Source organism: Campylobacter concisus (assembly GCF_002913545.1).
Taxonomy (GTDB): Bacteria; Campylobacterota; Campylobacteria; order Campylobacterales; family Campylobacteraceae; genus Campylobacter_A; species Campylobacter_A concisus_AV.
Genome location: NZ_PPBR01000055.1, coordinates 1 through 7,015 on the forward strand (window position 1 = coordinate 1; position 7,015 = coordinate 7,015).

General features: G+C 41.2%; 8 protein-coding genes. 4 read left to right on the plus strand and 4 right to left on the minus strand.

From position 1 onward, the window contains the following. The 3 genes from CYP05_RS03610 to CYP05_RS03620 form a co-directional block, all read left to right on the plus strand. Positions 1 to 384 (plus strand): alpha/beta fold hydrolase (locus CYP05_RS03610; protein WP_430747660.1); only part of this gene is annotated, 384 nt, incomplete at its 5' end. After that, positions 381 to 1,805 (plus strand): UDP-N-acetylmuramoyl-tripeptide--D-alanyl-D-alanine ligase, encoded by a 1,425-nt coding sequence (locus CYP05_RS03615; RefSeq protein WP_103586662.1) that lies wholly within the window; start codon positions 381 to 383, stop codon positions 1,803 to 1,805. The genes CYP05_RS03610 and CYP05_RS03615, both read left to right, overlap by 4 nt. Next, a complete protein-coding gene (locus CYP05_RS03620; protein ID WP_103586664.1) occupies positions 1,802 to 2,251 on the plus strand; it encodes a hypothetical protein in 450 nt (149 codons plus the stop codon). The genes CYP05_RS03615 and CYP05_RS03620 overlap by 4 nt, the downstream gene beginning before the upstream one ends. A gap of 48 nt (positions 2,252 to 2,299) precedes the next feature. Here the strand turns inward: CYP05_RS03620 and CYP05_RS09915 are convergent, their stop codons facing one another. Continuing rightward, complete coding sequence (locus CYP05_RS09915; RefSeq protein WP_430516082.1) at positions 2,300 to 2,518, minus strand: hypothetical protein; 219 nt, start codon at positions 2,516 to 2,518, stop codon at positions 2,300 to 2,302. Between CYP05_RS09915 and CYP05_RS09920 the strand changes: the two genes are divergently transcribed. Further along, positions 2,469 to 2,765 (plus strand): hypothetical protein, encoded by a 297-nt coding sequence (locus CYP05_RS09920; RefSeq protein ID WP_181000292.1) that lies wholly within the window; start codon positions 2,469 to 2,471, stop codon positions 2,763 to 2,765. The genes CYP05_RS09915 and CYP05_RS09920 overlap by 50 nt on opposite strands. 777 nt (positions 2,766 to 3,542) lie before the next feature. Here the strand turns inward: CYP05_RS09920 and CYP05_RS03630 are convergent. The 3 genes from CYP05_RS03630 to pta all read right to left on the minus strand — a co-directional run. Continuing rightward, a complete protein-coding gene (locus CYP05_RS03630; protein ID WP_103578602.1) occupies positions 3,543 to 4,604 on the minus strand; it encodes a tyrosine-type recombinase/integrase in 1,062 nt (353 codons plus the stop codon). A gap of 2 nt (positions 4,605 to 4,606) precedes the next feature. Then, positions 4,607 to 5,800, minus strand: a complete 1,194-nt coding sequence (locus CYP05_RS03635) for an acetate kinase (protein ID WP_103586666.1) — start codon at positions 5,798 to 5,800, stop codon at positions 4,607 to 4,609. A gap of 1 nt (position 5,801) precedes the next feature. Continuing rightward, on the minus strand, positions 5,802 to 7,015 hold a 1,214-nt coding region (gene pta / locus CYP05_RS03640), incomplete at its 5' end, for a phosphate acetyltransferase (RefSeq protein WP_103642021.1).

Consider the following 7,015-nt stretch of genomic DNA (forward strand, 5'->3'; position numbering starts at 1 on the left):
TTTAAAATTTTAAAGATATTTGGCTTTGGTAAATTTTACAAACTCTTTGCCACAAAAGATGTGAGCGGCATGAGCAGAGTGATGTATGAAACCCTAAAAAACGTCGTTGATGAGGATTTTACAAAGCATTTTGCTGACTTTGGCGGCAGGGCTTTTATATTTTGGGGAGAAAATGACAAGGCAACGCCTGTAACAAGCGGCGAGAGCATAGATAGGCTTATCAAAAATAGCTCATTTTTCCCACTTAGTGGCGATCACTTTTTCTTTTTGCTCCACGCTAAATTTATAAGCGACGAGATAGAAAAAGGGATAAATTTTGAGCCAAATGAAGCAAAAAATGTCGTGCTAGATGACGATGAGAGCGGGATCGAGGAGATAAGATGAGTATATTTTTAAGTATAAGCACAGTTTTATTTATCTTTGCGCTCGCTTTTTATGTGATCACTTGCTTTCAGTGGTTTTCATATAAGCCTGAGCGCGTGCTTTTTCACTTCACAAAGCCCGCTTGGCACGTCTTTTTCTTTATCGTGCCTTTGGTGCTTTTTTACACGACTGGCAAGTGGTTTTTTATCTATTTTTACTTTGCACTTTTGCCAGCTCTTTATCTTTGGCATAAAAAACTTGATAAAAAGCTAGTCTTTACCGCTAGGATCAAGCACTTTTTTGCCATCCTTGCTTGCGCTATCATCTTAAACTACGCTTTAAATTTCATCATCCACAAGGCGTTTTTGGCTCCTATGCCACTTTTTGTCTTGGTCGTGAGCCTATTTTTTAGTGAAATTTTAGAAAAGATCAAATTTCAAGGCTTTAAAAACAAGGCGCTTAAAAAACTTGGCGCAAACAAAGAGCTAAAGATAATCCTAATCACCGCAAGCTACGGCAAAACGAGCATCAAAAATTTCTTATTTGAAATTTTAAAAGATAGCTTTGTCTGCTACAAAACGCCACGCAGCGTAAATACAATGGCAGGTATCATCAAAGATATCAATGAAAATTTAAGCGAGCAAACACAAATTTACATCGCTGAAGCAGGCGCTAGACTAAAGGGCGACATCCTAGAGATCACTAAATTTTTAAATCCACAAATCGTCATTGTTGGCGAGATCGGCGCGCAACATATTGAGTACTTTAAAACGCTTGATAATATCCGTGCGACAAAGCTCGAGGCGCTGCAAAGTGCTCGCTTGCAAATGGCATTTTTACATAGCTCGACAAAAAAAGAGCTAAGCCAAAATATAGAAATTTACGATGAGAGCCTAAAAGATATAAACGCAAATTTAGATGGAATTTCATTTACTCTTGATGGCAAAAACTACGCTTCGCCGCTACTTGGTAAATTTAACGCTACAAATTTAGCCGTTTGCATCAAGGTCGCAAGATACCTAAAAATGAGCGATGAAGCGATAAATGGTGCGCTATCTAAGATGAAAAACGTCGAGCACCGTCTAAGCAAGATCGAGGCTGGCGGCAAGCTGATAATTGACGATAGTTTCAATGGAAATTTCTCAGGCATGAGCGCAAGCTACGAGCTTGTAAGCACCTACGCTGGTAGAAAAGTGCTGCTAACGCCTGGTATCGTCGAGAGCGATGCTGAGCAAAATGCAAATTTGGCCAAGGTGATAAATGAAATTTTTGACCTAGTCATCATCACAAGTTCGCTAAACGCCCAAACTCTGCTAAAACATATCGTTAAGCCAAAGATCATCATCCTAAAGGACAAGAACAAAATGCAAGAAATTTTAGCTCAAAACACGCACGCTGGCGATCTTATACTATTTTCAAACGACGCACCGAGTTTTATATGAAAAAGATAGTTTTTTTAGCTCTAATCTTAAGCTTAGCCTCAGGCTTTGACATCGATGACTACGACAGGGGCAATGAGGCTAGAAGCGCCGGAGACTACGCAACTGCGTATGAAATTTTTTACGATGGTTGCGAGCAAAAAGATGTGCTTTCATGCGAGGCTTTGGGCGATATGCTTGTAAATGAAGAGATAAACGAGCAGATGGATAGTGATCTTAAAAAGCACTCAAACATCGAGCTTGGAGTGAGTTATTTTATGAAAAGCTGCGACCTTGGCTATCAAAATGCTTGTGATGACGTTATGAGCCTAAAAGACGATCTAAATATCACCTTACCATCTGGCGTATACGAAAACGCCAAAGCTAGGTATGATGAGCTTTTTGAAGAGTTTAAAGAGCAAGAGGCAAATAAGACGGTAGAAGAGCCAAAAGAGGGGGCTAAAAAGTAAAATTTTAAGCTTTTAGATTTAGCTTTGTAATGTTAAATTTAGACAAGTCTAAATAAGAACAACCTTCAAAACATGCTCTTTCAGCCCGCTTGGTATCTCGCCATTTTCAAGCGCCATTAGCTCGCTCACTCTTAAGACATAAAAGTCTTGCAAGCTTCTGTTGGCAGACCTCTCGAGCTTTTTTGCTAGCGTGTCAAAGATATAAAACTCCGCCTCGTTGTTAGCTAGCAAAAAGTCAGCCCCACTATCAAATGCAGCAAAAACTATCTTGCTAGCAAGTTTGCAAGCTAGCTCTTCATCGGCCTTTAAAAGATCATATCCGCAAGGCGTTTTGGCGTTTAGCTCTATAAAATTTGCCTTGTATGCGCTTAAATTTGCAGGCAGTCTATCTTTTATGGCTATCTTAAACTCTTTAAATTTATCAAGTTTTTCTATCTTTTCAAGCTCGTTTTCGTGTTTTTGCGCAGCTTTTATGCCTAAAATTTCTTTGAAAAATCTAATCGCCTCACTGTAAATTTCGCTACCTTCAAATAGTAAGTCATCAAGCTCGCAGGCTATTTTAAATTTTAATTTACAGTCTATGCAAAAATAGCCTCAAAATGCCTAGTATTTTGCCGCCTTTATAAAGGTGGCTCATTTAAAAAAGTTGTAAAGACAAGCCGTATCTTGCGTTATAAAACTACGCACTTTTTATATAAGCAGGGTTAAATTTATACCGCGAGGCAAAGTAGTATTTAGGCTTGCTTCGCCTGTGGATTTTAAAATTTTTCTAAATTTTGCTTTTCACGATGCTGCTGGTTAGAAAGATAGGCAATCATCAAATGGTTGCGACAACACCCAAGATACCAACTATCAAGCTATTTGCCCAGATTAGTTTAATGGCATTTTACAAATCTTCGTTTGCGGCGTTTGCAGCTGGGTCAAGTGTCGCACTGATTGCATGAGCTAGAAAAAATGGCGAGTTTTAGTGCTCCAAGTCAAATTTGTCCCGTTATAAAGTTGGGAGTGTATAGGTGTTTGCCTTTGGATTGCTTTGGTTTTAAGCTAAATTTGCTCCGTCATAAAGCGGTTTATGTCAAGCGCTCTAAAGACGAAGCTACCCGCCCAAAAGACAAATATAGATGACTTTAAATTTAAGATAGCTACCCACTAGCTTAACAAGCCTTTTATCACAAATTTTTTAGCATTTTAGAGAGAAGCAAAGTCCCTTTGGTAGCTTGCTTTGCGGTGGTAAAATGATAAATTTGCGTTTTTCTCGCTATTAATGAATAAATTTTGATCTAAATTTAAGCTAGTTTGCCAGATCCTCAGCCACTTTGGCGGCGAGTTTTAGCTTGTCACTATCAAAGTGTGTGTAAATTCGCGAGGTATTTAGGCTCGCATGCCCAAGGGCTTCTTGCACTAGCACGAGGTCCTTTTGCTTTTTATAAAGCATCGTTGCAAAGGTGTGGCGTAGCATGTGAGCGCCGTTTTTCTCTTTTCTGATACCTGCTTTAAATAAAATTTGCTCAACTATACGGCTAACATAAGCCTGCGTGAGCCTTGTGCCTTTTTTATTTATAAAAAGGTAGCCCTCTTTGTTGATGTAGTTTATGGCGATTGCGTTTAGATGAGCTTCGATTAGGTGGCGCTTTATCATTACGATGCGGTATTTGTTGCCTTTACCACGAATTCTAATGATAAAAAGATCGCCATCTTCGGTGATATCTTTTCTCTTTAAATTTAGCGCCTCGCTTACGCGAATTCCGGTAAAGATAATGACCTTGATGATGAGCTTGTTGCGGTTTGAGTTTTGCTTAAAGTCGCTCTCCTCGATCGCTTCAAGAAATTTCTTGACCTCCTCTTCGCCCATAAACTCAGGCAGCTTTTGTCCTTTGTTACCACTAACGCCGCCCCAGTTTTTTAAATTTATATCAAAAACATGAGCCTTGCCGTCCTCTTCGTTTTGTTTGTCTAAAAAGGCAAAGAAATTTATCACTGAAATTCTGTAGTTTTTCTTGCTCGCATCACTTAGTCCGCCAGTGGTGCTTGCTAGAATTTCACTTAATAGCTCTTCATCGATCTGCTTTAAGCTGCTAAGCTCATAAAATTTCATCGTCTCATATATCTTTTTAAGCGGGTTAAAGTAGGTATTTATGCCAGTTAGACCTGCATTTCGTGCGCTTTTTACTAGCCCATCAAGCTGCTCTATGTTTTTTATCTCGCGACTTAGAGCGAAATTTACACTTGCAAGTGCCTTTGGGTCTCTTAGCTCCTTGTTTGAAAGCGAGCTAAGCTTAAATTTGACATATCTTGTGAGCCAAAATATAAATGAGCTCTCAAAACTATCTTTGCAGTCAAGTGGAAATTTCATACTTAAAGCGTTCTCTCTTTTATCACTCTAGCTGTTTCTATGGCGATCTCTAGCTCTTCGTTGGTTGGGATGATGAGCGTTTTTATCTTAGCGCCGTCTTCATCTATGCACCTCTCGCCTCGTTCGTTAGAGAAATTTAGCTCATGGTTGATGTGGATGCCAAGATGCTTTAGATCATCACAAATTTTTTGCCTTGTGTTTGGCGCATTTTCGCCGATACCGCCAGTGAATATGAGCGCATCAACTCGCCCTAAAATAGCGTAGTATGAGCCGATATACTTTTTCACTCGGTAGCAAAACATCTCAAACGCAAGCTTTGCGCGCTCGTCGTTTTGCATCTTGGCTACGACCTCTCTCATATCGCTTGAGCCGCAAATTCCAAAAAGTCCGCTCTTTTTGTTTAAGAAGTTATCGATCTCGTTCCACTTTAAAACGCCGATATTTAGCAGGTAGATGACTACGGCTGGGTCCATATCGCCGCTTCTTGTGCCCATTATGAGCCCTTCAAGCGGACTAAGTCCCATCGAAGTGTCGATACTTTTGCCATTTTGCACCGCGCAAGCTGAGGCGCCGTTGCCTAAGTGAAGCGAGATAGCGTTAAATTTATCAAACTCTATGCCAAGCATTTTTGCCGCTTGCTTGCAGACATATCTGTGTGAAGTGCCGTGAAAGCCGTATTTTCTGATGTGATGGGTCTTGCAAACGTCGTAGGGTAGGGCGTAGCGGTAGGCGTACTCTGGCATGCTTTGATGAAACACAGTATCAAAAACGACCACGTGAGGCACATTTTTGCTCTCTTTCATCGCGTTTTTGATGCCAGCAAGGTGACCCGGGTTGTGAAGTGGGGCTAGTGGGCTTATCTCCTCGATCTTTTTGATGACGCTCTCATCAACGATCATCGAGCTAAAAAAGCTCTCGCCGCCATGAACTATCCTGTGTCCGATGCCGTCAAGCTCGCTTAGATCGTGCAGTGTATGCGAGGTGGTAAAGAGTTCGTTCATCGCCTCAAGTCCGTCGTGGTGGTCTTTTATGAAGCGTTTTATCTCATAAACTTCGCCATTTGCCTTTAACACCGCCCTTGAGCTAGAGCTGCCGATTTGCTCGACTAGACCGCTTGCTAGGCTCGTTTTTGTCTGCATTTCAAAAAGTTGAAATTTTATCGAGCTGCTACCTGAGTTTAAAACTAAAATTCTCATATCACTCTCCTGCTTGTATCGCGCTTATTAAGATGGTATTTACCACGTCTTCAACGAGGCAGCCGCGGCTTAGGTCATTTACTGGCTTTTTTAGCCCTTGAAGTATCGGACCCACAGCTAGGGCGTTTGCGCTTCGCTGAACTGCCTTGTAGCAGATGTTTCCGCAGTTTAAATTTGGAAATATAAAGATATTTGCCTGCCCAGCGACATCGGAATTTGGCATCTTTTTGCTAGCCACGCTTAGATCAACTGCCGCGTCAAACTGAATTGGCGCAGCTATTTTTAAATTTGCATCAAGCTCATGCGCCTTTTTGGCAGCCTCTTTTACAAACTCCACGTCAGCCCCGCTGCCACTATCGGCAGTTGAGTAGCTTAGCATGGCGATCTTTGGGTTAAGTCCAAAGGCACTTGCTGTTTGAGCACTACTTAGCGTGATGCTGGCTAGCTCGTCGCTGTTTGGATTTGGCGTGACGGCGCAGTCTGCAAAGAGTAAAATTTCCTCTTCAAGCGCCATGAAAAATGCCCCGCTTACCACACTTACATTTGGCTTTGTTTTTATGATCTGAAGGGCTGGGCGGATCGTATCAGCCGTGCTCATCGTAGCGCCACTTACCAAAGCATCAGCTATGCCTTCATGTATTAGCATCGTGGCAAAGTAAATTTTATCTTTTGCAAGCGCGTTTGCCTTGGCTTCATCCACGCCTTTATGCTTTCTTAGCTCATAAATTTTCTTTGCAAATTCATCTGTTAGCTCGTTTTGCGCTGGGTTTAGCACTTTGGCTTTGCTTAAATTTAGCCCCAAAGTGGCTGCCTTTTTTGAAATTTCACTCTCAAGCCCTAGCAAGATGATATTTGCCGCCCCTTTTTCTAGCACGATGTGGGCCGCTTTTAAAATTCTCTCATCATCACTTTCAGGCAAAACGACTGTTTTGCTTGCCGCTTTGGCTCTTTTTAGAAGCAAGCTTTGAAATTTAAATGGCGTGATGATATCGGCTTTGTAGCTTAAAATTTCATCAAATTTATCAGTTATTAGAAGTTTTGAGTTTAAATTTAGCGCCCTTAGCTCGCTTGCATTTTGGTCAAAAACAGGAGCGTTTAAATTTCTAGCTAGCTTTAAATTTAGCTCGCTCTTGCCAAAGAGGCTAAAGCCCTCACAGCCAACGACTATGACGAAGTCGCTTTTAGCCTTTATCGCTTCAAATTTAGCTATAAATT